Genomic DNA, 22,876 nt, shown 5'->3' with positions numbered 1-22,876 from the left:
CGGCCCTGCCGATGATTCCACGCTCGCCTGAGATCACGGGGAGGCGCACGTGCTCGAGATGCGACGGCTGCGGCTCCTGCGCGAGCTCAAGCTCCGCGGCACGATCGGCGCGGTCGCCGACGCGCTCTCGTTCAGCCCGTCGTCGGTGTCGCAGCAGCTGTCGCAGCTGGAGCGCGAGGCGGGCGTCACGCTGCTGCGCCGGGTCGGTCGTCGCGTGGTGCTCACGCCGCAGGCCGAGATCCTCGTCGAGCACACGACGGCCCTGCTCGAGCGGCTGGAGCGCGCCGAGACCGAGGTGAACGCGTCGCTCGCGAACGTGTCCGGCACCATCCGCGTGGCCGCGTTCCAGTCCGCGCTGCTCGCGCTCGTGCCGCCGGCGCTCACGATCCTCCGCGACGACTACCCCGACCTGCGGGTCGAGATCACGATGCGCGAGCCCGAGTCGGGCCTGCACGACGTGTGGGCGCGCGACCACGACCTCGTCATCGCCGAGCAGTACCCGGCGCACGCGGCCCCGCGGCCGGCCGACCTCGACCGCGAGGAGCTGTGCGTGGATCCGCTCCGCCTCGGCCTCCCGCCCGGCCGCGACGACGTCCGCTCCATCTCCGACGCGCGCCGCCTGCCGTGGGTGATGGAGCCCGCGGGCACGGCGTCGCGCCACTTCGCCGAGCAGGTGTGCCGGGTCGCGGGCTTCGAGCCCGACGTCCGCTACGTGACGGCCGACCTCCAGGCGCACATCGACCTGGTGCGCGGCGGGCACGCGGCGTCCGTGCTGCCGGACCTCGTGTGGGCCGGCCGCGAGCCGGACGTGCGGCTGATCGGCCTGCCCGGCTCGCCGCGGCGCACGGTGTTCACGTCGTCGCGCGTGGGCAGCCTCGACCGGCCGGGGATCCGCGCCTGCCGCGACGCGCTCGCGCGCGCCGTCGAGGTCATGGGGACCGGCGCGGGCTGAGCCGTCGGCGCACGGACGACGACGGGCCCGGATCCGCGGGGGATCCGGGCCCGTCGTCGCGGGTCGCGTGCGGTCAGGCGGCCGGTGGGCCGCCGTCGCGCGGGGCGTCGCCGTCGGCGTCGTCCGTCGTGGCAGCCGCCGCCGGCTTCCGCCGCCCGGTCACCACGATGAGCACGACCGCGGCCGCCGCCAGCACGACGATCCCGACGCCGACGCCGACGATGACGCCGAGGTAGGGCGCGATGCCCTGCTCCTGGCCGGCCGCGGTGCCTGGATCCGCGGCGGACGGGTCGGTGCCGCCCGACGAGGTGGCGCCGGATCCGGCCGCCCCCTCCTCGACCGCCGCGCAGCCCGGGCCGTCGGCCGTGCCCGCCGACGCCGTCGCGCCCGCGGGCGCCTGGTACGTGAACGCGATCGAGTCGGAGACCGGGTGCCCGTCCGCCGAGACCACGCGCCACGTGACCGTGTACTGGCCGGATCCGCCGAGCGCGACCGGCACGGAGACCGAGCGTCCGGAGTCCGTCGCGCAGCCGGTCTCGAAGTGCGTGCCCTGGCCGTCCGGTCCCGTGACCTGCACGACGGACGAGCCGCCCGCGGGCGCGGACCCGGTCGACGCGTCGCCGCCGCCCCCGCCCGCCGCGGCGAGGTCGAGGATCACGTCGTTGAAGGTCAGCGTGACCTCCGACGGCGGCGCGTCGATCGTGGATCCGGCCGCGGGCGAGCTCGACACGAGGTAGTTGTGGGCGGACGCCGACAGCGCGCCGTCGGGCCCGCTCCCCTGGGCCAGCCCGGCCAGCGCGAGCGCGCCGGTCGCGAGCGCGGCACCCGCGAACGCCGCCGCGAGCCGCCGGAGCGGGCGCCGGCCGGTGCGGGCCGGGATCCGGTCCCCGGGCGTCACGCCTGGCCGCCGCCCTCGCGACGCACGCGGGTGAGGGCGAAGACGGCGACCACGAGGGACACCGCGCCGAGGGCGAGGCCGCCGACGCCGAGGCCGACCGCGACCGCGCTGCTCGTGGCGCCGGTGTCGGACGCCGCCGTGGTGACGGCCGCGTCGGGCGCCGCGGTGGTGGTCATCGCGCTCATGGAGTCGGCGGGCGGGGCGTCGTCCACGTAGAGCGTGGGCGCGGGGTGCTCGGGCTCCTCGCCGGAGGCCGGGGTCGCCTGGTCCCAGTCCACGACGGATCCGTCCGAGTAGCCCTGGTGCGCCGGGAGCATGATGCTGCCGGTGTCGGGCACGGGTCCGACGGACACCGTGAAGCGCTGGAACTCGCCGGCCTTGAGGCCCACGCCGTCGTCGGCGGTCCACTTCACCTCGATGGGCGCGTCGGTGATGGTCGCGTCGTCCGTCTTCACCGGGGTGTCGAGCTTCTCGGTCGTGACCGTGGCGGTCCAGCCGGGCACGGGCTCGGTGGACAGGCTCGAGAAGGGGGTGTCCTTCGGCAGGTCGACGGTGACGCTCGTGGTCGTCGCGGTCGCGGACTCGGTGGGGACCTTGAAGGTCAGCGTGCTGTAGCTGCCGGCGGCCGCCTGGTCGGGCGAGACGCGCACGTGCGCGGACGCCGCGAGCGGCACGGCGACGGCGAGCGCGACGCCGCCGACGAGCGCGGTGGCCGAGCGGAGGATCCGGCGGCGGGGGGCGGGGGTGGATGAGCGGGTCATGGCATGTCCTGTTCCGGGCCGCGCGGGGCGGCCCCGGGAGCGGACGCGGCGGTGCCGGCGTCCGGTGAGGGGAGGAGAGGGGCGGGCGATGCGCGGGCATCGCGTCCGCGGCGCGAGCGGGCTCGCGCGGTGAGCCGGGATCCACGGGTCGTGGGATCCGGCCGCCGCGTCAGGCTGCGGCGAGCGCGCGGGCACGCGGCGGGCCGCGATGCCGCAGGCGCCCGAGCCGTGCGCAGAGGTCGCGGAGCGCGAGGGGCGCGCGGGCGGCCCGGGCGAGCGCGGTGGCGCGACGTCCCTCGGGCCGGAGGAACGGGATCGCGAGGGCGCGCACGACGCGGAGCGCGGAGGAGGCGACGAGCGCGCGGATGGCGGCCTCGCCATGCCGCAGCGCGAGCACGGTGACGACGAGGGCCGCGCCGTGCGAGAGGAGCATGCCGGGGTCGATCGCGCCGGCGGCGCCCGATGGCGCGGCGTCGAGGCCCGGGAGCGCGATCGTCGACGCGCCGTGCCCCATGCCGGCGTGCGGATCCGCGGCGAGGGAGGCCCCGGTCGCGTCGCCCGCCGCCGTGAACAGGCCGTGGAAGAGGAGCTGGCTGACGCCCACGGCGGCGACGAGGCGCCACAGCGTGGTGCGCGTGCCGGCGAGCGCGATGGCCGCGAGCGACGCGAGCGCGAGCCCGAACGCCACGACGCCCCACGCCGGCGCGGCCCCGCCGCCGGCCTCGTGGAAGAGGGCGGCCACGAACGTGGCGGTGGTGGATGCGGCGAGCCCTCGGATCACGCGCTGGACGCGCGGCGGGATCGGGTTCGGGGACGGGGCGGGCATCGACAGCGAGTGTAGAGGAGCGGCCCGGGAGGACGCGGCGACGGCGTTCGCCGCCGTCGCCGCGCCTCGCCCTACTGCGGCGGGTGCGCCGGGTCGAACACCCGTGTCGTCGGGATGTCGGCGTATCCGCCGAGCCCGCCCTCGCCGTAGCCCCGGTCGAGCTTCGAGGTGTCGCCGTCGAACTCGAGCCTCACGGTCGGCCCGAGCGTCCCGCCGCGGCGGAACGACTCCTTGGTGCCGACGGCGTCGATGAACGACTCCACCAGCCCGCCCGGGAGGATGTAGCTCGAGTACGCCTGGAACGCGCCCGGCGTCTGGTTGTAGTCGGGCGCGTACGCGGTGCCGCCCGCGTAGTTGAGGTTGGTCGGGTTGCCGAGCACGAGGCCGGATCCGCCGTTCATGGGCTTGTAGTCGCTGCGGAGGCCGTTGCCGACGAATCCGTAGACGCCCTCGGGCCCGTCCATGCCGGCCGCGAAGGTCGAGCGGTGGCTGATCGTGAACAGGTAGTGCTTGCCGTTCTCGATCATCACCTCGGGCCGCTCGGTCTGGTCGGTGACGCAGGCCGACTCGAGCAGCGGATCCAGGTAGTGCCACTTCGTGAGGTCCGCGTCGTCCGCGACCGCCAGGCCGATGGACGCCATCTGGTAGTTCGCGCCCCTGGCGGTCACCTCCTTCGGGTCCTCCGCCGCGGGGTCGCCCTTCCGGTAGCCGAGGTCGGTCGCGTCGCACTCCTGCTCGCCGCGCTTCCCGGCCACGTTGGCCTCGAAGACCATGTACGTCTTGCCCGGGTGGTCCGGATCCGTGAACGTGAACGGGTCGCGGAAGTTGGTGGACCAGTTCTGCTCGTTCGTCTGGTACCTCTGCCCGTCGGGGCGCAGGAGCGGCGTCACCGTCTCGAAGCCCTTCAGCGCGACCGCGCCGTCGACCTTCTCGACGCGCCCCTGGCTGAGCGAGATGACCGGGTCGGCGGGCTTCACGTCCTGCCCCTTGGCGTCGCGGTAGAACGCGACGTCGGTGAAGAACAGCTTCACCGTGCCGTCGGCCATGATCCGCGCGGATCCCGACCACTCGGCCTGCTGCGTGAACGACTGGTCGGGGAAGATCCCGTCCGTGACGCCGTCCTCGAACACGTTCCCCTGGTAGGTCCAGCCGCCGTTCTCCGGGCGCTGCTCCGCCGGGATGCCGGTGGGCCGCGTGAAGTAGCCGATCTTGGCGTACGTGTGCCGGTCGTCGAACGACAGGGTGCGCGGGGCCGTGAGCGCGAAGATCACGTCGTAGCCGTCGACGCTGTAGGTCTGGCCCGACGAGTCCGTCAGCGGCCAGGTGTCCCAGACGTACGCCTGGTCGGTCATCGACGGGAAGTCCTGCGGCACCTGCGGCATGGTCAGCGCCTCGGGCATGGAGTTCTGCCGGGACGGGGCCGTCGGATCGGACAGCTTCGCGATCTGCTTGGCGTCCGCCCGGGTCCAGTGGGCCGTGAAGTCGTCCTCCGGCGCGTACGCCTTCTGGGTGTGCACGGTGGGCCGCGGCGGCGTCGGGCCCGCGGCCTGGGCGGATCCCCCGGCGAGCAGCGCGGACGCCACCACCAGGGTCGCCGCGGCGGACGCGGACAGCCCGCGCCTGATTCTCTTGGTCACCTGTTCTCACTCTCGTTCTCGTGTCGATGAGTCCGATCGCGTCGCGCGGTGCACGCTCCCCCGGTCGGGGAGCCTAGGGGGTGACGGCGCTTTCCCGCGCCCCCGGACGGGGTCGGCGACGGATCCCGGGCGTGTCCCCCGAACGGGGTGGACGCGACCCGACTGACCCTGTACGGTCGCCGGATCGGTCGTGCGGCGGTGCATGCTCTCCCGCTCCGCTCCGCCACCCGTCTGCCCCCGATCGCCCACCGCGAGGAGACCGACGACATGACCGCATCCCCGTCGCGCCCGCCTGCCGCGGGCGTCGCGCCACGACTCCGCGACCGCATCCGCCCCCTCGCCCGCCGCCATCGCCGCGCCCTCGTCACGATCATCGCGATCCTCCTGGTCGCCGCGCTCGTCGTCGCCGTGCGCGGCATCACGGGCGCCGACCGCGGGCCCGTCCCGCCGCCGCCCGCGCCCCGCGCCGCCGACGACGGGATCCACATCCGCCCGTCGGGCGAGTTCATGAACGACCCGCAGCGCCCCTTCCTGCTCGACGGCGTGTGGCACGCGTACGCGCTCGTCAACGCCGACCACCCCGACGGCAACGGATCCTCGTGGCGGCACTACACGTCCACCGACCTCGTCACCTGGCACGACGAGGGCATCGCGATCGACAAGTACGACACCCCGCTCGGCGACGCCGAGACCGGCAGCGTCGTGGTCGACACCGGGAACACGTCCGGGCTCGGCGCGGGCACGGTGATCGCGATCCTCACGCAGCAGTCCGAGGGCGTGCAGCGGCAGTCCCTGTACTACTCGACCGACGGCGGCTACCGGTTCCAGCCGTACGCGCAGAACCCGGTCATGGACAACCCGGGCGGCCCCGACTTCCGCGACCCGAAGGTGGTGTGGGACGGCGAGCACGGGCGCTGGAGCATGGCGCTCGCGGAGGGCCGGCGCATCGGCTTCTACACGTCGCCCGACCTCATCCACTGGACCTACCGCTCCGACTTCGCGCGCGACGACCTCGGCACGATGGAGACCCCGGACGTGTTCCCCATCGCGAGCGCTGGCGATCCCGACCGCGTCCGCTGGGTCCTCGGGGTGGGCGCGAACGGCGCCGCCCAGGGCCGCGGCACCGGATACGCGTACTGGGTCGGCGACTTCGACGGCGAGCGCTTCACGACCGACGACGACGCCCCGCGCTGGCTCGACCAGGGCGCCGACCTCTACGCGGCGGTCACCTGGGCGGATCCGGCCGACGGCGCCGCCCCCACCCGCCGCTACGCGATGGGCTGGACGAGCAGCTGGGAGTACGCGAACCGGCTGCCGCTCCGGGACGGCGGCGCGGGCGGCGGGCAGTCGCTCGTGCGGGAGCTGCGGCTGGTGCCGGACGGCGGCGGCTGGGCGCTGCGGTCGGCTCCCCTCGACGCGCTCACCGGCCGCGAGGGCGACGCGCAGCCCGTCGCCGACGCGCGCGTCGACGCGACGACCCCGCTCGCCGCCGCCCCGGGCGGCCCCGCGCGCCTCCGCCTCACGCTCACGCCCGACCCGGCGGATCCCGCGCGCGAGACCCGCGTGCGTCTCGCCTCCCCGGAGGGCGGCACCGTCACGGTCGGCTACGACGCGGACCGCCGGCAGGCGTTCGTCGTGCGCGACGACGACCCGGACGGGATGATGCCGGACGCCTACGACCGGCCCGCGACCGCGCCGCTGCCCGACGCGGCGCCCGGCGATCCGGTGACGCTCGACCTCGTCCTCGACGACCGCACGCTCGAGGCCTTCGTCGACGGCGACGCGGCCGTCCTCACGAGCGCGACGGTCGGCACGCTCGACGGCGCGGGCCTCTCCGTGGAGGCCGTCGGCGGCACGACGCGCGTGACCGACGCGAGCTGGGCGCCGTTCGACGTCGGTCGCTGACGGGCGCGGCGCCCCGGCCGGCGTGCGCGCACAGGATCAGGCGGCGGTCCCGCCATCCGCCAGGGCGCCGGTGAGCCGCCCCACCACGTCGTCGAGCGCGTCGCGGAGCGCCTCGAGCTCGGCGACGGTCATGCCGGTGCGCGCGGCCGCCTGCGCGGGCACATCGACCGCGCGGTCGCGCAGGTCGCGCCCCGCGTCCGTGAGGGAGACCACGACGACGCGCTCGTCCGCGGCGCTCCTGGCCCGGTCGACGAACCCGGCGCCCTGGAGGCGCTTGAGCAGCGGGGTGAGCGTCGCGGGCTCCAGCTGCAGCGCGGATCCGAGGTCCGAGACCGAGCGCTCGTCCCGCTCCCACAGCGCGAGCATCACGAGGTACTGCGTGTGCGTCAGCCCGAGCGGCTCGAGGATCGGCCGGTAGACGGCCACCACGGTGCGGGCGGCGACCACCGCCTGGAAGCAGACCTGGCTCTCGAGCGCCAGGGGGTCCGTCATCGTCATCGCGTCCTCCTCGACCGGGTGGTGCACTGCTCGGCACTTGGGGAAATGCTACGCACGCGAACGGCGGCGGCGCGCTCGTGCGCACCGCCGCCGCCAGGGGTCGCGGGTCAGCCCGCGGCGACGAGCTCCACGTTGATGTCGTCCGGGTCCTGCACCGAGAGGATCGACATGCCCGTGGGGAAGTCCATGACCTCGCCGTGGGAGATGCCGCGCTCCGCGAACAGCGCGGCCGCGCGGACGAGGTCGTCGCGCGACCCGACCTGGAGACTCACGTGGTCGAGGCCGCGGGTCGCGGGGTCGAACGCGGCGCCGTCGCCGGCGATCGGGCGGAGGCCGAACAGCTGCGACCCCACGCCGTAGATGACGCCGCCGAAGTACTGGGCGGGATCCTCGCGCACGGCGGGGTCGGTCGAGTCGCCCTCGCTCTCGATGGCGGGGGTCAAGCCCAGCACGCCCTCGTAGAAAGCGCGGGATCGGCCGAGGTCGGTCACGGAGATGCGCACGTGGTGCACGCCGGTGATGGAGTCGAGGGCTGTGGTCGCGCTGGTGTCGGTCATGGTCCGACGCTAGGACGGTCCGCGCCGGGCGTCCCGGGCCGCTTCGGTTTCCGACCACGGCTCCCAGCGGGCATCCAGACGGTCGGCGCCGGGCGGGCTCAGTCGTGCAGGTCGATGCCCCAGGTGCCGGACCACTCGGATCCGGGCGCGAGCGTGATGAGGCCGTCGCCCGAGTTGAACGCGTCGGCCGGCGCCGTCATCGGCTCCACCGCGACCGCCCAGACGTGGCCGTCGGCGATGGGGTACCAGGGCGTGACGAAGACCTGCCAGTAGGTGAACTCGCCGTCGGCCCAGATCTCGGTGCGGCGGCCGTCGGGCGCCTGGACGCCGTGCCGGGTGACGCCGTCGACCACGCGGGCGTCGGCCCACGCGTCGTCGAGCTGGGCGTCGCGGACGCGCACGCCCTGGCGCAGGTCGTAGCGGGTGCCCTCGACCGGGGTCTGGGCGCCCGTGGGGTTGAGGCGCACGGGATCCACCTCGATGTGGGTGGGCGCGTCGATGACGACCTCGAGGTCCTCGGTGGGCACGTCGCCCACGCGGAGGAAGGGATGCGTCCCCACGGCGACGGGCGCGTCAGCCGAGCCGACGTTGCGGATCACGTGCGTGACGCGCACGCCGGAGCCCGTGAGCTCGTAGCGCACGCTCGTCTCGAGGGCGAAGGGGTAGCCGCGCTGCGGGTGGACGTCGGCGGCGAGCGTCACGGAGACGTCATCGCGCTCGACCAGGCGGTACGGGGAGTGCAGGAGGAGCCCGTGGATCGCGTTCTCGCGATCGACCTCGGTGATGTCGAGCTGGTGCGTGACGCCGCCATGCTCCCAGAGGCCGTCGCGGATCCGGTTGGGCCAGGGCGCGAGCACGATGCCGCTGCAGAAGGGGGGCCGCGCCTCGTCGGGGTAGGACTGCACGAGGTCGGTGCCGTCCACCTGGAGCACGCGGAGCGCGGCGCCGACCTCGGCGATCACGATGCGCTGCGTGCGGCCGTCGACCTCCGCGACGAGCTCGTGCTGCTGGCCGGTGGGGAGGCGGGGTACGTACGTCACGTCGTCGGGCACGCGCCGAGCCTATCCATACGCAGCGCTGTGGCGCCTCCCAGGGGCGCGGCCACGCGGATCCCTAGGATCGTCCGCATGGCCCGGCATGAGAACGAGAAGGTACGCGCGATCCGCGAGAAGGCACGCATCGAGAGGGCCCTCGACGACCGGCGCCGCAAGCGCCGCCGCCTCATCACCCAGTTCTCCGTCGCGGGCGGCCTCGTCATCGTCATCGCGGCCATCGCCGGCGGCGTCTACCTCCTCGGCCAGTCCCAGGCGGCGAGCGCCGCGGGTCCCGTGCAGGACACGACCGCGGCGCTGTCCACGGGCGACCAGGTCCGCATCGCGACCGAGCCCACGGGCGTCAGCGTCGGGGCGGCCGACGCCCCCGTGACCATGGACGTCTACGAGGACTACTCGTGCCCCCACTGCGCGCAGTACGAGGCCGAGACCGGCCCGCTGCTCGACCGGATCGCCGCCACGGGCCAGGTGCGCATCGTCTACCACCCCATCCAGATCGTCACGAAGTACGGCGTGGTCGCGGGCAGCGCCGCCGCGTGCGTGCTCGCCGAGGAGCCCGACAAGTGGCCGGCCGTGCACTCGGCGCTGTTCGACAACCACTCCACCATCACCGACTCGTGGACCCACGCCGACTTCGTCACCTGGCTCACCACCCAGGGCGTCACGGCGGACGCGGCGCGCACGTGCGTGGCCGAGGGCAAGTACTCGTCGTGGATCACGAGCAACACCTCCGACGCGACCTCGGCGGGCGTCACAGGCACCCCGACCCTCCGGATCCAGGGCGACATCATCACGACCGTCGCCGGCCAGGACCTCGTGGACGCGCTCACCAAGGCCGGCGCGGACCTGCCCCAGGGCATCGCCGCCGACAGCTGATCCGGCCGGCGCGGGCCGCCGCGTCGCTCCGTGCGCGACGTTCAGTGCGCGCGGTGGTCCTGCACCGTCATGCGCGGGCCGAACCGCGGCTTCCGGAAGCCGCTCGCCTCGATGAGGCGCATCACCCTCTGACGCTGCCCGCGCCACGGCTCGAGCAGCTCGAGCATCCCGTCGTCGTCGACCGCGTGGCCGACGAGGGCCCAGCCGACCGTGTCGTGCACGTGGTAGTCGCCGACGCTCACGGAGTCCGGATCCCCGTGGGCGCGCTGCGATGTCTCCGCGGCCGTCCAGATGCCGACGCCCGGGATCGAGCGCAGCCGCCGCGTGATCTCCTCGCTCCCCCGGCCGAGCGCGAGCGTGCGCTCGAGGCCGGCCGCCGAGGTCGCGACGGCGATGAGCGTGCGCGACCGCTTCGGATCCACGCCCGCGCGGTGCCACTCCCACGAGGGGATGAGGCGCCAGCGCTCGGGCGACGGCAGCACGCGCATGCCGGTCGGCACCGGTCCGGGCGCGGGCTCGCCGTGCGCGAGGATCAGCTGCCGCCACGCGCGCCTGGCCTCGAGCCCGGTGACCTTCTGCTCGAGCACCGCGGACGCCATCGCCTCGAACACGTGGTTGGTGCGCATCAGCCGGAGCGCGGGAAGGCGGCGGCGCGCGTCGCGGAGGAGGGGATGCGCGGAGACGTCGAGGTCGGACCAGTCGTCGCCCTCGCCCAGGAGCTCGGGCACGCCGGCGATCGCCCACTCGGCGCCGGGGCCCCAGGCGCGCGCGTCGACGCCGCCGTCGGGGCGCGGATCCAGCCGGAGCGACGCGGCGCCGAGCGGCGTGCGGGCCGTGCGCCAGACGCCGACGCGGCGGGATCCGGGCGGGGCCGGGTCCCAGCGGCAGGTCGGATCCACGACCCCGCGGAACAGCGGACGCAGCACCAGCCGGAGGTCGACCTCGCGGTCGGGCAGGTACGTCGTGCGCGCGTCGGGGGCCGTCACCTCCGCGCCGCCCTGGTCCATCCCCTCAGGGTACGCAGGGCCGCCGACCCCGCCCGGTCGGCCACCGCGCGCGTAGCGTCGGCCGCATGACCGACACCACGAACGACCACCAGGACGACCGCGACCGCGTCGCCGAGCTCGTGAAGGGCGCCCGCATCGCGCTCCTCACCACCGTCAACGCGCACGGGCAGCTCGTGAGCCGCCCGCTCGCCAGCCAGGAGCGCGACTTCGACGGCGACCTCTGGTTCTTCACGCAGGACCCGAGCGACAAGACCACGGAGATCCGCGCCAACGACCAGGTGAACGTGTCGCTGCAGTCCGGCGACGGGTTCCTATCCATCGCCGGCACGGCGGAGATCACGCGCGACCGCGCGCGCATCGACGAGCTGTGGTCGACCGGCGCCGAGGCGTGGTTCGAGGGCGGGAAGGACGACCCGACGGTCGCGCTGATCCGCGTCCACGCCGACGCCGCCGAGTACTGGTACCAGGACACCCCGAAGCCGATCGCGCTCATCAAGTACGCCAAGGCCGCCATCACGGGCGAGCGCCCGAAGGACGTCGGGGAGCACGGCACCGTCGAGCTCTGACCCGAGCCCGCTAGCCGGCCACCGCCTCCGGCACGCCGGCCGCGGTGCCGTCCACCACGAGGTCGGCGCGTCCGCGCGTGCCCTCGATGAGGCGCGCGTTGACGCCGTCGACGTCGCGGGCCCACGCCGCGGCGGCCTCGGGATCGCGTCCGCCGGCCGTGTGCCGGTCGACCAGGCGCGAGAAGCGCGCGTCAGCGGGGGTCGCGCAGAACCACGCCTCGTCGAACTCGGCGCGGAGCAGCCCCCACGGGCCGTCGTCGACGAGCAGGTAGTTGCCCTCGACCACGACGAGACGGGCGCTCGGCTCGACCGCGATCGCCCCGGCCACGCCCTCGTCGACCGCCCGGTCGAACGACGGCGCGTAGACGACGTGGTCCGTCTCGGCGCGGATCCGGCGCACGAGCGCCAGCACGCCCCAGCCGTCGAACGTGTCGATCGAGCCCTTGCGGTCGTGGCGGCCGAGATGGTCGAGCGTCGCGTTGGCGAGGTGGAAGCCGTCCATGGGCACGTACGCCGCGGTGCCGTCGCCCGCCCGCGCGTCGATCCGCGCCACCAGCGCCCGCGCGAGGGTCGTCTTGCCGGCGCCGGGGCTGCCCGCGATGGCGAGGATCGCCCGACGGCCGTCGCGAACGAGGCCGAGGGCGCGGCGCGCGAGGCGGTCGAGGTCGCCCGTCGCGGGCGATGCGGGGAGCGGGCGGCCGTCGGGTGCGGAGTCCATCCGGCCAGTCTCGCGGATGCGTGCCCCATGATGGACGTGTGCGCATCGGAATCCTCACCTCAGGCGGAGACTGCCCCGGACTCAACGCGGTGATCCGCGGGGCGGTGCTCAAGGGAACGACCATCCACAAGCAGGAGTTCGTGGGCTTCCGCGACGGCTGGCGGGGCGTCGTCGACGGCGACGTCATGCCGCTCGCGCGTCGCGACATCCAGGGCATCGGCAAGCAGGGCGGCACGATCCTCGGCACCAGCCGCACGAACCCGTTCGAGGGCGACGGCGGCGTGGAGCGGATCCAGGAGAACCTCGACCGCCTCGGCATCGACGCGATCCTCGCCATCGGCGGCGAGGGCACGCTCGCGGCGGCCAAGCGCCTCACGGACGCCGGGCTGAAGATCGTCGGCGTCCCCAAGACCGTCGACAACGACCTCGACGCCACCGACTACACGTTCGGCTTCGACACCGCGGTGCAGATCGCGACCGACGCCATGGACCGCCTCCGCACCACGGGCGACTCGCACAGCCGCTGCATGGTCGCCGAGGTCATGGGCCGCCACGTCGGCTGGATCGCGCTGCACTCCGGCATGGCCGCGGGCGCGCACGCGATCCTCATCCCCGAGCAGAAGACGAGCATGGACGAGATCATCGGCTGGGTCCGCTCGGCCTACGACCGCGGGCGCGCGCCGCTCGTCGTCGTCGCGGAGGGCTTCATCCCCGAGCACGCGTCGGACGCGCACGGCGAGCGCGGGCTCGACGCCTTCGGCCGCCCGCGGCTCGGCGGCATCGGCGAGCAGATCGCGCCCATCATCGAGGAGCGCACGGGCATCGAGACCCGCGCGACGACCCTCGGCCACATCCAGCGCGGCGGCACCCCGTCGTCGTACGACCGCGTGCTCGCGACGCGCCTCGGCCTCGCCGCGGTCGACAGCGTGCGCGACGGCCACTGGGGCCGCATGGTCGCGCTCCGAGGCACCGACATCGTCCACGTGGGCTTCGAGGAGGCGCTCGGCCGCCTCAAGACCGTGCCGCAGCACCGCTACGACGAGGCCGCGATCCTCTTCGGCTGATCCGGCCGGGTCGCCGCCGCTCGCGTCGCCGCGCGGCGCGGGCGTAGCGTGACGGCATGACGTACCGCGCGCTCGTGGCCGAGAAGACCGTCGCCGACGACGGCACGACAGGCATCGAGGTCGCGCTGCGCGACCTCCCCGACGAGCGGACGACGGGCGGCGCGGCCGGTCCGGGCGACGGGGAGGTCGTGCTCGACGTCCTCTTCTCGAGCGTCAACTACAAGGACGGCATGCTGCTCGGCGGCCGGCCGGGGATCGCACGCACCAGCCCGCTCGTCGCCGGCATCGACGCCGTCGGGACGGTCGCGGCGAGCGGATCCGACGCCGTCGACGTCGGCGACCTGGTCGTCCTCAACGGCGCCGGCCTCGGCGAGAGCCGCGACGGCGGGCTGGCCGAGCGCGTGCGCGTCCCGGCCGCGTCCCTCGTGCGCGTGCCCGACGGCATCTCCGCGGCCCGGGCCGCCGCCATCGGCACCGCGGGCTTCACGGCGATGCTCTCGGTGCTGGCGCTCGAGCGCGGCGGCGTGGAGCCCGGATCCGGCGACGTACTCGTGACGGGCGCGGGCGGCGGGGTCGGATCCATCGCGGTCGCGCTGCTCGCCCGCCTCGGCCACCGCGTGGTCGCGAGCACCGGCCGCGTCGACGAGCTCGGCGACCGGCTGCGCGCGCTCGGCGCCGCCGACGTGATCGACCGCTCGGAGCTCGGCGAGCCCGGGAAGCCGCTGCAGCGGATCCGCTGGGCGGGCGCGGTCGACAGCGTCGGCAGCGCGACCCTCGTCAACGCGCTCGCGCAGACGCGCTGGGGCGGCGTGGTCACGGCCGCCGGCCTCGCGCAGGGGCCGGACCTGCCGGGCACCGTGCTCCCCTTCATCCTCCGCGCCGTCACGCTCGCGGGCATCAACTCGGTCGAGGCGCCGGCCGCCCTGCGGCGGGAGGCGTGGGCCCGGCTCGCGACCGACCTCGACCCCGAGCTCCTCGACGCCATCACCACGACCGTGCCGCTCGACGGCGCGATCGCCGCGGGCGAGCGGATCCTCGCGGGCACCTCGAGCGGACGCGTCGTGGTCGACGTGCGCGCCTAGCACCCGCCGCCCGCGCCCGCTGCCGCGCGCCGCCGTCCGCACCCCGCGCTACCCTTGGCCCGACGCGGCACGGTGCCGCCGGAGCGAGGGATCATGACCGCAGTAGCCGCCACCGGCACCATCTTCGTCGGGCTCGCGGCCCTGCTGCACGCGTTCTTCTTCCTGCTCGAGAGCGTCTGGTTCGAGAAGCCGTTCGCCTGGAAGCGCTTCGGCGTCGCCGACCAGGAGAAGGCCCTCATCATCAAGCCGTGGGCCTACAACCAGGGCTTCTACAACCTGTTCCTCGCGCTCGGCGCCGGCCTCGGGCTGATCCTCTACTTCGTCGGCAACGTGCCCGCCGGCCTCACGCTCGTGCTGTTCACGACCGCGTGCATGGTGCTCGCGTCGATCATCATCGCCAGCACGGGCAAGAAGTACCTCATCCCCGCGCTCGTCCAGGGCGTGCCGCCGCTGCTCGGCCTTGTCTTCTTCGCCGCCGCCTCCTGAGCCGTCGCCGACGGACCGCCGTGACGGCCGCCGCCCTCTTCCGCGCGAGCGGCAGATGAGGTTAGGCTCACCTACATCATGACCGTCGTCCCCCTCACCGAGGCTCTCCGCGACCGGGCACGACCGCGCGCCGAGGCGCAGGACACGGACGAGTTCATGACCGCTATCGTGACGGGCCGCGGCTGCCGCGACGACTACGTGGCCCTCGTCGCGCAGCACTACTTCATCTACCGCGCCATCGAGCAGGCGACCGAGCGCATGGCGGCGGATCCCGTGGCCGCGCGCTTCATCAGCACCCGCCTCACGCGCCTCCCCGCGATCGAGGCCGACCTCGACTTCCTCGTCGGGCCGGACTGGCGCGAGGTCGTGCGGCCGCTCGCGAGCACGGCCGCGTACGTCGCGCGGATCGAGCGGGTCGCGTCGGTCTGGGTCGGCGGCTTCGTCGCGCACCACTACACGCGCTACCTCGGCGACCTGTCCGGCGGCCGGCTCCTCCGCTCGCTGCTGCAGCGCCAGTTCGGCTTCGACACCAACGGCGTCGGCCTCTACCTCTTCGCGGAGATCGCCGAGCCGCGGCGCTTCTGCAGCACCTACCGCGAGGCGCTCGACCGGGCGCCGTGGGACGACGACGAGCGCGCCCGGGTCGTGGCCGAGGTCGAGCACGCGTACCGGCTCACCACGGACGTGTTCGCGGAGCTCGCGCGCGGGCGCGCCACCGCTCCCCTCCGCCGGGCCTGACCCGAGGCGTCCCGCCGCCCGCCCGCCCCCGGGCGTCCACCCGTCCGCCGGTCGAGCGTCCGAGGCCGGGCATAGGCTCCGGACATGGACGGCTACGACCTCGACTTCCTGCCCATCGCCCTCCCGCTGCCGGAGGCCCCCGCCGACGCGCGGCCCGTGCGGCTCGACTACCTGCACTTCACCGTGCTCATGGACACCGACCGGCGCCTGGCCGCGCTGACCGCCGTGAACATCGACGGCGCGCGCCTCGTGGACGTGGAGCGCTCCGACGACTGGCACCTGGATCCGCGCCTGCCCGAGGAGCAGCAGTGCGGCCCCGAGCTGTACGCGCGCAACGACATCGACCGCGGGCACCTGGTGCGCCGGCGGGATCCCGTGTGGGGCGACATCGCCGAGGCCGCGCGCGCGAGCGCCGATACCTTCGTCTACACGAACGCGGCCCCGCAGGCGGCGGAGTTCAACCAGTCCAAGGAGCTGTGGCTCGGCCTCGAGGACTACGTGCTGGAGAACGCCGACCTCGGCGACCGGCGCATGACGGTGTTCACCGGCCCCGTGTTCTCGGACGACGACCCCGTGTACCGCGGCGTGCGGATCCCGCTCATGTTCTGGAAGATCGCGGCCTGGGTCTCGGGCGACCGGCTCGCGGCCACCGCGTACCTGCTCGACCAGGCGCCGGAGCTCGGCGACCTCGACCGGCAGTCCGCGACCGCGGATGCGCCCGAGCTCGGGCCGTACCGCACGTACCAGGTCGCCGTGGCGGAGATCGGCGCGCTCACGGGCTACGACGTGGCGCAGCTCGCCGCGGCCGACCGGCTCGGCGTCCCCGCGACCGCGCGGCCCGGCACGCCCGCGGACGGGCGCGACGGCAGGGTCGAGCTGGAGCGGTTCGCGGCGATCACGCTCTGACGCGCGTGCCGCGCGCCTACGCGGGCGGGGTCGCCGCGGCGGCCGCGCGCGCGGCCGCGGGGAGGGCGCGGATCACGCGGTCGAGCGAGGCCTCGTCCATGGCGGCCGAGACGAACCACGCCTCGAAGACCGAGGGCGGCAGGCTGACGCCCTGGTCGAGCATGGAGTGGAAGAAGGCCGGGTAGCGCCAGGTCTCCTGCGCCTGCACGGTGGCGTAGTCGGTGATCCCGTGCTCCGGCGGCGTGCCGAACGTGAAGCTGAAGAGGCTCCCCGCGCGCTGCACCGAGTAGGCGAGGCCGGCGCGGTCGAAGGCGAGCTCGACGGCGTAGATGAGGATGTCGGCGGCGATGTCGAGCGCGCGGTACACGTCGGCGTCCGCGAGGCGGAGAGTCGTGAGGCCCGCGGCCACCGCGACCGGGTTCCCCGACAGCGTGCCCGCCTGGTAGACGGGGCCGAGAGGTGCCAGGTGGTCCATCACGTCGGCCCGGCCGCCGAGCGCGGCGACCGGGAGGCCGCCGCCGATGACCTTGCCGTACGTGACGAGGTCGGGCGTCCAGGCGTCGGCGTGGTCGGCCGCGAGGCCCGCGTTGTCGAGGCCCCAGTAGCCGGCCGGGTGCACGCGGAAGCCCGTGAGCACCTCGTCGGAGATGAGGAGGGACCCGTTGTCGTGCGTGAGGCGCGCGAGCTCGGCGGTGAAGCCGGGCAGCGGCGGGACGACGCCCATGTTCGCGGCCGCGGCCTCGGTGATCACGGCGGCGATGCGGGGCCCGTGCTCGGCGAGGACGGCGCGCACGGCGTCGAGGTCGTTGTAGGGCACCACGATGGTCTGCGCGGCGATGGCCTCCGGGATCCCCGCGGAGCCGGGCAGCGCGAGCGTGGCGACGCCGGAGCCCGCCTCGGCGAGGAGGCTGTCGGAGTGGCCGTGGTAGTGGCCGGCGAACTTCACCAGGAGGTCGCGGCCCGTGAACCCGCGGGCGAGGCGGATCGCGGTCATGGTGGCCTCGGTGCCCGTGGACACGAGGCGCAGCTTCTCGATGGGGCGGCGGTCCGGGGATCCGTCGACGCCCGCGACGCGCACGCGCTCCGTGACGAGCTCGGCGAGCTCGGTCTCCGCGGGCGTGGTCGCGCCGAAGCCGAGGCCGAGGGCGGCGGCGTCCTGCACGGCCTGCACGACCTCGGGGCGGGCGTGGCCGAGGATCGCGGGGCCCCAGGAGTTGACGAGGTCGACGTACTCCACGCCGTCGGCGTCGGTCACGTAGGGGCCGGCGGCCTTCACCATCATGCGGGGCGTGCCGCCGACGGAGCCGAACGCGCGGACGGGCGAGTTCACTCCCCCGGGGATGACGTCGCGGGCGCGGTCGAAGAGGTCCTGGGAGTGGGTCACGGTGAGTCCTTCGGTGCCGGGCGGCGATGCGCTCGGAGGCTGGGCCGGACGCGGGTCCGGCGAGGAGGAGGGCGGTAGGGCGGCTCAGCGCCGGGCGAGGCGCTCGGCGAGCTCGACGGCCCAGTAGGTGAGGATCGCGTCGGCGCCGGCCCGCTTGATGCCGAGGACGCTCTCGTCGATGGCGCGCTCGCGGTCGATCCAGCCGTTCTGCGCGGCGGCCTCGATCATCGCGTACTCGCCGGAGATCTGGTACGCCCAGACGGGCACGCTGCTGGTCGCGGCGACGTCGGCGAGGATGTCGAGGTAGCTCATGGCGGGCTTCACCATGACGACGTCGGCGCCCTCCTCGATGTCGAGCTCCACCTCGCGGAGGGCCTCGCGGCGGTTGCCGTTGTCCATCTGGTACGTGCGGCGGTCGCCCTGGAGCTGGGAGTCGACGGCCTCGCGGAAGGGGCCGTAGAAGGCGCTGGCGTACTTCGCGGCGTAGGCGAGGATCGCGACGTCGTGGTGCCCGGCGTCGTCGAGGGCCTCGCGCACGGCGCCGACCTGGCCGTCCATCATGCCGCTGAGGCCGAGGAGGTGGGATCCCGCCTCCGCCTGGGCGAGGCCCATGGCGCGGTAGCGGTCGAGCGAGCGGTCGTTGTCGACCACGCCGTGCGCGTCGAGCACGCCGCAGTGGCCGTGGTCGGTGAACTCGTCGAGGCAGAGGTCGGTCTGGACGACGAGCGCGTCGCCGACCTCCTCGACCGCGACGCGCGTGGCGACGTTGAGGATACCGTCGGGGTCGCTCGCGCCGGAGCCCTCGGCGTCGCGGACGGTCGGGATCCCGAACAGCATGACGCCGCCGATCCCGGCCTCGGCCGCCTCGACGAGCGCACGCCGCAGGCTGTCGAGCGAGTGCTGGGAGACGCCGGGCATGGACGTGATGGGCGACGCCTCGGCGAGGCCCTCGCGCACGAACATCGGCAGGACCAGGTCGGCGGCGTGCAGGCGGGTCTCGGCGGTGAGCCGGCGCATCGCCGGCGTGGTGCGGAGGCGGCGCGGGCGGTAGTAGGGGGAGGTCATTCGGTGGTGCTCCGATCGAGGAGGTCGGCGAGGCCGGTGAGCCCCGCCGTGTCGGCCCGCGGCTCCTCGTGGCGGGCGATCTCGACCAGCGACTGGATGAGCGACGCGGCCGAGCGCTCGGAGGCGACCACGTCGACGCGCACGCCGGAGCGGCGCGCGTCCTTCGCGGTGCGCGGGCCGATGCAGGCGATGAGCACGCCGTCGGGCACGTCGCCCAGCTGCTCGTGCACCTGCTCCGCGACGCTGCCCGACGTGACGAGGATGGCGCGGACGCGACCCGAGGAGACGTCCTCGCGGATCCGGTCGCTGACGGGCACGCCGACCGTGCGGTACGCGACGACCGAGCGCACGTCGTGCCCGCGCGCGATGAGCCCGTCGGTGAGCGTGGGCTTCGCGATCTCGGAGCGGAGCGTGAGCACGCGGCGGCGCGGGGATCCGGCGGCCATCTCGGTCCACTCCTCGAGGAGCGCCAGGGCGGACGAGTCGATGGAGGGCACGAAGTCGACCGTGTAGCCCGCGGCGACGAGCGCGGCGGCCGTGGTCTCGCCGACGGCCGCGATGCGCGTGCCCTCGGGCACGACGGCGCGGTGCGACGACAGCACGTCGACCGTGGTGGCGCTCGTGACGGTGAGCCAGTCGAAGGATCCCGCGGCGAGGTCGGCGAGTGCCGACTCGAGCGCCTGCGCGTCCTGCGTGGCGGCGAAGTTGATCATGGGCGCGACGACGGGCGTGGCGCCCTGCGCGCGGAGGTCGTACGCGACGCCGTCGCCCCACGGTCCGCCGCGGGGCACGAGCACGCGCCAGCCCTTCAGGGGCTTCTGGTCTGTCGAGGTCATCGGGTCCCTCCCAGCGGCGCGAGATCGGCCGCTCCGGCGTCGAGGAGCTCGCGGGACACGGGTCCCGAGAGCGCGGAGGCGGAAGCGCCCAGCTGCGCGAGGTCGAGCCCCGCCGTGTCGAGCTCGTGGCTGGCGGCCATGCGCTGCGTGCCGTCGGGCCGGTAGACCACGGCGGTGAGGGCGAGGCGGCCGCTCGTGACGGTGGCCCAGGCGCCGATGGGCGCGGCGCATCCGGCCTCGAGGGCGGCCAGCACGCCGCGCTCCGCGAGGACGGCGGCGTGGGTGAACGGGTCGTCGACGGCCTCCACGGCGCGTCCCACGACCGAGTGCGTCTCGGCGTCCTCCGTGCGGATCTCGAGCGCGAGCGCGCCCTGCCCGGGCGCGGTGGGCCAGCGGTCGAGCTCGAGGTGCTCGGTGGCGGCGTCGATGCGGTCGATGCGCTCGAGGCCGGCGGCGGCGAGCACCACGGCGTCGAGGTCGCCCGCGGTCACGCGGGAGAGGCGGGTGTCGATGTTGCCGCGGATGTCGACCACGTCGAGGTCGGGGCGCTCGGCGAGGATCTGCGCGCGGCGGCGCGGCGATCCGGTCCCGACGCGGGCGCCGCGCGGCAGGGTCGCCAGGGTGAGGCCGTCGCGCGCGCAGAGCACGTCGCGCGGATCCTCGCGCGCGGGCACCGACGCGACCGTGAGGCCCGCATACGGCGCGGTCGGCAGGTCCTTGAGCGAGTGGACCACGAGGTCGCACTCACCGCGGAGGAGCGACTCGCGGAGCGCGCTGGCGAAGACGCCCGTGCCGCCGAGGCTCGACAGGGACTCGCGCGACGTGTCGCCGTGCGTGGTCACGGGCACGAGCTCGACCTCGAGTCCCGACGCGTCGGTGATCTCCGCGGCGATCGCCCGAGTCTGGGCCAGGGCGAGCGCGCTCCCCCGGGTCCCGATGCGGAGCGTCGTCGTGGGAGCCGACGTCGTGGGACCGTCCGTCACGGTGCCAGCCCGGAGACGGCGGGCTTGAAGCCCAGCCGCACGTTCTCGCAGCAGCCCGGGCGGCACACGTCGTACCAGGGTCCGAGGTCGGTCATGTGGGGGCGGTCGGCCGCCTTCACGCCGTCGCGGCGCTCCAGCACGAGGTCGATGAGGCCGTCCACGTACGCGGCGTGCACGCCCGGCGTGGGCACGCGCACCGAGTACAGGCCGTTCTCCTGGGCGGACTCGGTGGCCTCGTTGTCGAGGTCCCACTTGACCTCCATGTGGTCGCTCACGAAGCCGAGGGGCACGATCACGACGGCGCGGCGGCCCTGCGCGGGCAGCTCGCCGATGGCGTCGTTCACGTCGGGCTCGAGCCACGGCATGGAGGGCGGGCCGGAGCGCGACTGGTAGACGAGCTGCCACGGCACGTCCTGGTCGATGCCGAGCTCCGCCTTCACCTCGTGCATGACGACCTCGGCGACGGCGAGGTGCTGCGCCGCGTAGGCGCCGTCCTCGTCGAAGCCGCGCTCGGCGGGGCCGGACTTGGAGGCGTCCGACGACGGGATGGAGTGCGTGGAGAAGAGGATCTCGACGTCCGTCGCCACGTCGACGGGCGCGCCCTCGGCCTCGAAGTGGGCGATCACGTCGCGGATCCCGTCGCGCGTGCCCTCGATGAACGGCGTGACGAAGCCCGGGTGGTCGAAGAACTGGCGCACCTTGTCGATGCGGACCACGCCCTGCAGCTGCGTGTCCTCCAGCGCGTCCGCGAAGTCCTCGCGGTACTGGCGGCACGAGGAGTACGAGCTGTACGCGCTCGTGGCGACGGCGATGAGCTGGCGGTAGCCCTTCTCCTCGGCCTCGCGCAGCGCGTCGTTGAGGTACGGGCCCCAGTTGCGGTTGCCCCACAGCACGGGCAGGTCGATGCCGCGCTCGGCGAGGCGCGCCTCGAGGGCGGCCTTCAGCTCGCGGTTCTGCTCGTTGATGGGGCTGATGCCGCCGAACGCGCGGTAGTGGTGGGCGACCTCCTCGAGGCGCTCCTCCGGGATCCCGCGACCTGCGGTGACGTTGCGGAGGAACGGGATGACGTCGTCCTGGCCCTCGGGCCCGCCGAAGGAGGCGAGCAGGATCGCGTCGTACGCGACGGGCTCCTCGACGTGGGCGGGGCCCATCTTCGCGGCCTCGCTCGCGGCGGAGACGAGGGCGCCGGGCGCCCGGGGGGCGTCGGTGGCGGGGGCGGGCTTGCGACCCAGGTTGAGTGCGGCCATTACTGGAGGACCTCCACGAGCTCGGCGGTGGTGATGCGGCGGCCCGTGTAGAACGGGACCTCCTCGCGCACATGACGGCGCGCGTCGGTGTTGCGCAGGTCGCGCATCATGTCGACCAGGTCGACCAGCTCGTTCGACTCGAGCGGGAGGATCCACTCGTAGTCGCCGAGGCCGAACGACGAGACCGTGTTGGCGATGACGCTGCGGAAGGCCGCGCCCTGGCGGCCGTGCTGGGCGAGCATGCGCCCGCGCTCCTCGGGCGGCAGCAGGTACCACTCGTAGGAGCGGACGAAGGGGTAGACGCAGAGCCAGTCGCGCGGCTCCTCGCCCCGGAGGAAGCCGGGCACGTGGCTGCGGTTGAACTCGGCGTCGCGGTGGACGCCCGCGGCGCTCCACGACGGGATGAGCGCGCGGATGAGGCGCGCGCGGCGGATCTCGCGGAAGGCCCACTGGAGGGTCTCCATCTGGGGGCCGTGGATCCAGACCATGAGGTCGGCGTCGGCGCGCATGCCCGAGACGTCGTAGAAGCCGCGGACGGTGACGCCCTCCGCCTCGACGATGTGGACGATGCCGTCGAGCTCGTCGACGGCCCCGGGGACCTCGCGACCGTCGAGGTCGTCGGGGCGGGCGGGATCGCGGCGGAGGACGGCCCAGAGGGCGTAGCCGCTGGGGGATGCCTCGGGGGTGGACCCGTCGTCAGGACGGGCCTCTCCGGGGGACTCGATCGGGGGGACCTGAGATGCCGCCGACTCGGCAGCCGGGATGCTCATGATCTCCATGGTACGTCGCGCGGGGACCCCGCCCATGCATCGGTCGGACGGCCGTCAGATCA

Annotated in this window: 24 protein-coding genes; 9 read left to right on the top strand and 15 right to left on the bottom strand. The window is 74.5% G+C overall.

Annotated features, from left to right (window positions below):
- The first annotated feature begins 49 nt into the window (after nt 1–49).
- A complete protein-coding gene (locus JOE38_RS13420; RefSeq protein ID WP_015489343.1) occupies nt 50–952 on the top strand; it encodes a LysR substrate-binding domain-containing protein in 903 nt (300 codons plus the stop codon).
- 73 nt (nt 953–1,025) lie between these two features.
- Here the strand turns inward: JOE38_RS13420 and JOE38_RS13415 are convergent, their stop codons facing one another.
- The 4 genes from JOE38_RS13415 to JOE38_RS13400 form a co-directional block, all read right to left on the bottom strand.
- Entirely contained in the window at nt 1,026–1,850 is an 825-nt protein-coding gene (locus JOE38_RS13415; RefSeq protein ID WP_204576722.1) for a copper resistance CopC family protein, read from the bottom strand.
- A complete protein-coding gene (locus tag JOE38_RS13410; RefSeq protein ID WP_204576721.1) occupies nt 1,847–2,611 on the bottom strand; it encodes a YcnI family copper-binding membrane protein in 765 nt (254 codons plus the stop codon). The genes JOE38_RS13415 and JOE38_RS13410 overlap by 4 nt, the downstream gene beginning before the upstream one ends.
- Nucleotides 2,612–2,780: 169 nt before the next feature.
- Nucleotides 2,781–3,437 (bottom strand): hypothetical protein, encoded by a 657-nt coding sequence (locus tag JOE38_RS13405; RefSeq protein ID WP_204576720.1) that lies wholly within the window; start codon nt 3,435–3,437, stop codon nt 2,781–2,783.
- Between the two features lie 71 nt (nt 3,438–3,508).
- Nucleotides 3,509–5,074: a glycoside hydrolase family 68 protein gene (locus tag JOE38_RS13400; RefSeq protein WP_204576719.1), complete on the bottom strand. Its 1,566-nt coding sequence runs from the start codon at nt 5,072–5,074 to the stop codon at nt 3,509–3,511.
- 267 nt (nt 5,075–5,341) lie between these two features.
- On the opposite strand from JOE38_RS13400, the gene JOE38_RS13395 reads away from it, so the two are divergent.
- A complete protein-coding gene (locus JOE38_RS13395; RefSeq protein WP_204576718.1) occupies nt 5,342–6,979 on the top strand; it encodes a glycoside hydrolase family 32 protein in 1,638 nt (545 codons plus the stop codon).
- Nucleotides 6,980–7,015: 36 nt separating this feature from the next.
- Here the strand turns inward: JOE38_RS13395 and JOE38_RS13390 are convergent, their stop codons facing one another.
- The 3 genes from JOE38_RS13390 to JOE38_RS13380 form a co-directional block, all read right to left on the bottom strand.
- The gene (locus JOE38_RS13390; RefSeq protein WP_204576717.1) at nt 7,016–7,477 is read right to left on the bottom strand and encodes a MarR family winged helix-turn-helix transcriptional regulator; all 462 of its coding nucleotides are present in this window, start codon (nt 7,475–7,477) and stop codon (nt 7,016–7,018) included.
- Nucleotides 7,478–7,584: 107 nt separating this feature from the next.
- Nucleotides 7,585–8,034: a VOC family protein gene (locus JOE38_RS13385; RefSeq protein WP_204576716.1), complete on the bottom strand. Its 450-nt coding sequence runs from the start codon at nt 8,032–8,034 to the stop codon at nt 7,585–7,587.
- Between the two features lie 98 nt (nt 8,035–8,132).
- Nucleotides 8,133–9,086: an aldose 1-epimerase family protein gene (locus JOE38_RS13380; RefSeq protein WP_204576715.1), complete on the bottom strand. Its 954-nt coding sequence runs from the start codon at nt 9,084–9,086 to the stop codon at nt 8,133–8,135.
- A 75-nt stretch (nt 9,087–9,161) separates the two neighbouring features.
- Between JOE38_RS13380 and JOE38_RS13375 the strand changes: the two genes are divergently transcribed.
- The gene (locus tag JOE38_RS13375; protein ID WP_204576714.1) at nt 9,162–9,962 is read left to right on the top strand and encodes a DsbA family protein; all 801 of its coding nucleotides are present in this window, start codon (nt 9,162–9,164) and stop codon (nt 9,960–9,962) included.
- Between the two features lie 41 nt (nt 9,963–10,003).
- Here JOE38_RS13375 and JOE38_RS13370 read toward each other — a convergent pair whose 3' ends face one another.
- Entirely contained in the window at nt 10,004–10,969 is a 966-nt protein-coding gene (locus JOE38_RS13370) for a DNA-3-methyladenine glycosylase family protein (protein WP_204576713.1), read from the bottom strand.
- A 65-nt stretch (nt 10,970–11,034) separates the two neighbouring features.
- On the opposite strand from JOE38_RS13370, the gene JOE38_RS13365 reads away from it, so the two are divergent.
- Complete coding sequence (locus JOE38_RS13365) at nt 11,035–11,535, top strand: pyridoxamine 5'-phosphate oxidase family protein (RefSeq protein ID WP_204576712.1); 501 nt, start codon at nt 11,035–11,037, stop codon at nt 11,533–11,535.
- Between the two features lie 10 nt (nt 11,536–11,545).
- Here JOE38_RS13365 and JOE38_RS13360 read toward each other — a convergent pair whose 3' ends face one another.
- Complete coding sequence (locus JOE38_RS13360) at nt 11,546–12,253, bottom strand: nucleoside/nucleotide kinase family protein (protein WP_204576711.1); 708 nt, start codon at nt 12,251–12,253, stop codon at nt 11,546–11,548.
- A gap of 38 nt (nt 12,254–12,291) precedes the next feature.
- Here JOE38_RS13360 and JOE38_RS13355 point away from each other — a divergent pair, with 38 nt between their 5' ends.
- The 5 genes from JOE38_RS13355 (at nt 12,292) to JOE38_RS13335 (ending at nt 16,529) form a co-directional block, all read left to right on the top strand.
- Nucleotides 12,292–13,317, top strand: coding sequence for a 6-phosphofructokinase (locus JOE38_RS13355; protein ID WP_015489331.1), 1,026 nt, complete (start codon nt 12,292–12,294; stop codon nt 13,315–13,317).
- Between the two features lie 56 nt (nt 13,318–13,373).
- The gene (locus JOE38_RS13350; protein WP_204576710.1) at nt 13,374–14,399 is read left to right on the top strand and encodes an MDR family oxidoreductase; all 1,026 of its coding nucleotides are present in this window, start codon (nt 13,374–13,376) and stop codon (nt 14,397–14,399) included.
- Nucleotides 14,400–14,492: 93 nt separating this feature from the next.
- The gene (locus JOE38_RS13345) at nt 14,493–14,885 is read left to right on the top strand and encodes a DUF1304 domain-containing protein (RefSeq protein ID WP_045526695.1); all 393 of its coding nucleotides are present in this window, start codon (nt 14,493–14,495) and stop codon (nt 14,883–14,885) included.
- Between the two features lie 78 nt (nt 14,886–14,963).
- Nucleotides 14,964–15,623, top strand: coding sequence for a biliverdin-producing heme oxygenase (locus JOE38_RS13340; protein ID WP_204576709.1), 660 nt, complete (start codon nt 14,964–14,966; stop codon nt 15,621–15,623).
- Between the two features lie 84 nt (nt 15,624–15,707).
- The gene (locus JOE38_RS13335) at nt 15,708–16,529 is read left to right on the top strand and encodes a DNA/RNA non-specific endonuclease (protein WP_204576708.1); all 822 of its coding nucleotides are present in this window, start codon (nt 15,708–15,710) and stop codon (nt 16,527–16,529) included.
- A 16-nt stretch (nt 16,530–16,545) separates the two neighbouring features.
- Here the strand turns inward: JOE38_RS13335 and hemL are convergent, their stop codons facing one another.
- The 6 genes from hemL to hemQ form a co-directional block, all read right to left on the bottom strand.
- Nucleotides 16,546–17,913, bottom strand: a complete 1,368-nt coding sequence (gene hemL / locus JOE38_RS13330) for a glutamate-1-semialdehyde 2,1-aminomutase (RefSeq protein WP_204576707.1) — start codon at nt 17,911–17,913, stop codon at nt 16,546–16,548.
- An 84-nt stretch (nt 17,914–17,997) separates the two neighbouring features.
- The gene (hemB, locus tag JOE38_RS13325) at nt 17,998–18,978 is read right to left on the bottom strand and encodes a porphobilinogen synthase (protein WP_204576706.1); all 981 of its coding nucleotides are present in this window, start codon (nt 18,976–18,978) and stop codon (nt 17,998–18,000) included.
- The gene (locus JOE38_RS13320; protein WP_204576705.1) at nt 18,975–19,814 is read right to left on the bottom strand and encodes a uroporphyrinogen-III synthase; all 840 of its coding nucleotides are present in this window, start codon (nt 19,812–19,814) and stop codon (nt 18,975–18,977) included. Before JOE38_RS13320 ends, hemB begins: the two co-directional genes overlap by 4 nt.
- Nucleotides 19,811–20,797: a hydroxymethylbilane synthase gene (gene hemC / locus JOE38_RS13315; protein WP_204576704.1), complete on the bottom strand. Its 987-nt coding sequence runs from the start codon at nt 20,795–20,797 to the stop codon at nt 19,811–19,813. The genes JOE38_RS13320 and hemC overlap by 4 nt, the downstream gene beginning before the upstream one ends.
- On the bottom strand, nt 20,794–22,044 hold the full coding sequence (locus tag JOE38_RS13310; protein ID WP_204576703.1) for a ferrochelatase: 1,251 nt from the start codon (nt 22,042–22,044) through the stop codon (nt 20,794–20,796). The genes hemC and JOE38_RS13310 overlap by 4 nt, the downstream gene beginning before the upstream one ends.
- Nucleotides 22,044–22,814 (bottom strand): hydrogen peroxide-dependent heme synthase, encoded by a 771-nt coding sequence (hemQ, locus tag JOE38_RS13305; protein WP_237609854.1) that lies wholly within the window; start codon nt 22,812–22,814, stop codon nt 22,044–22,046. Before hemQ ends, JOE38_RS13310 begins: the two co-directional genes overlap by 1 nt.
- Between the last annotated feature and the right edge of the window lie 62 nt (nt 22,815–22,876).

This window comes from Clavibacter michiganensis (genome assembly GCF_016907085.1).
GTDB classification, from domain to species: Bacteria; Actinomycetota; Actinomycetes; order Actinomycetales; family Microbacteriaceae; genus Clavibacter; species Clavibacter michiganensis_O.
Note: the sequence above shows the minus strand (reverse complement) of the source record. Positions and strands in the feature narration are given on the sequence as shown.

Bases quoted from the DNA above. Each gene is read 5' to 3' on its own strand.
- JOE38_RS13410 (WP_204576721.1), bottom strand. From the start codon at position 2,611: ATGACCCGCTCATCCACCCCCGCCCCCCGCCGCCGGATCCTCCGCTCG.
- JOE38_RS13405 (WP_204576720.1), bottom strand. From the start codon at position 3,437: ATGCCCGCCCCGTCCCCGAACCCGATCCCGCCGCGCGTCCAGCGCGTG.
- JOE38_RS13395 (WP_204576718.1), top strand. From the start codon at position 5,342: ATGACCGCATCCCCGTCGCGCCCGCCTGCCGCGGGCGTCGCGCCACGA.
- JOE38_RS13390 (WP_204576717.1), bottom strand. From the start codon at position 7,477: ATGACGATGACGGACCCCCTGGCGCTCGAGAGCCAGGTCTGCTTCCAG.
- JOE38_RS13385 (WP_204576716.1), bottom strand. From the start codon at position 8,034: ATGACCGACACCAGCGCGACCACAGCCCTCGACTCCATCACCGGCGTG.
- JOE38_RS13375 (WP_204576714.1), top strand. From the start codon at position 9,162: ATGGCCCGGCATGAGAACGAGAAGGTACGCGCGATCCGCGAGAAGGCA.
- JOE38_RS13370 (WP_204576713.1), bottom strand. From the start codon at position 10,969: ATGGACCAGGGCGGCGCGGAGGTGACGGCCCCCGACGCGCGCACGACG.
- JOE38_RS13365 (WP_204576712.1), top strand. From the start codon at position 11,035: ATGACCGACACCACGAACGACCACCAGGACGACCGCGACCGCGTCGCC.
- JOE38_RS13360 (WP_204576711.1), bottom strand. From the start codon at position 12,253: ATGGACTCCGCACCCGACGGCCGCCCGCTCCCCGCATCGCCCGCGACG.
- JOE38_RS13350 (WP_204576710.1), top strand. From the start codon at position 13,374: ATGACGTACCGCGCGCTCGTGGCCGAGAAGACCGTCGCCGACGACGGC.
- JOE38_RS13345 (WP_045526695.1), top strand. From the start codon at position 14,493: ATGACCGCAGTAGCCGCCACCGGCACCATCTTCGTCGGGCTCGCGGCC.
- JOE38_RS13340 (WP_204576709.1), top strand. From the start codon at position 14,964: ATGACCGTCGTCCCCCTCACCGAGGCTCTCCGCGACCGGGCACGACCG.
- JOE38_RS13335 (WP_204576708.1), top strand. From the start codon at position 15,708: ATGGACGGCTACGACCTCGACTTCCTGCCCATCGCCCTCCCGCTGCCG.
- hemB (WP_204576706.1), bottom strand. From the start codon at position 18,978: ATGACCTCCCCCTACTACCGCCCGCGCCGCCTCCGCACCACGCCGGCG.
- JOE38_RS13320 (WP_204576705.1), bottom strand. From the start codon at position 19,814: ATGACCTCGACAGACCAGAAGCCCCTGAAGGGCTGGCGCGTGCTCGTG.
- JOE38_RS13310 (WP_204576703.1), bottom strand. From the start codon at position 22,044: ATGGCCGCACTCAACCTGGGTCGCAAGCCCGCCCCCGCCACCGACGCC.
- hemQ (WP_237609854.1), bottom strand. From the start codon at position 22,814: ATGAGCATCCCGGCTGCCGAGTCGGCGGCATCTCAGGTCCCCCCGATC.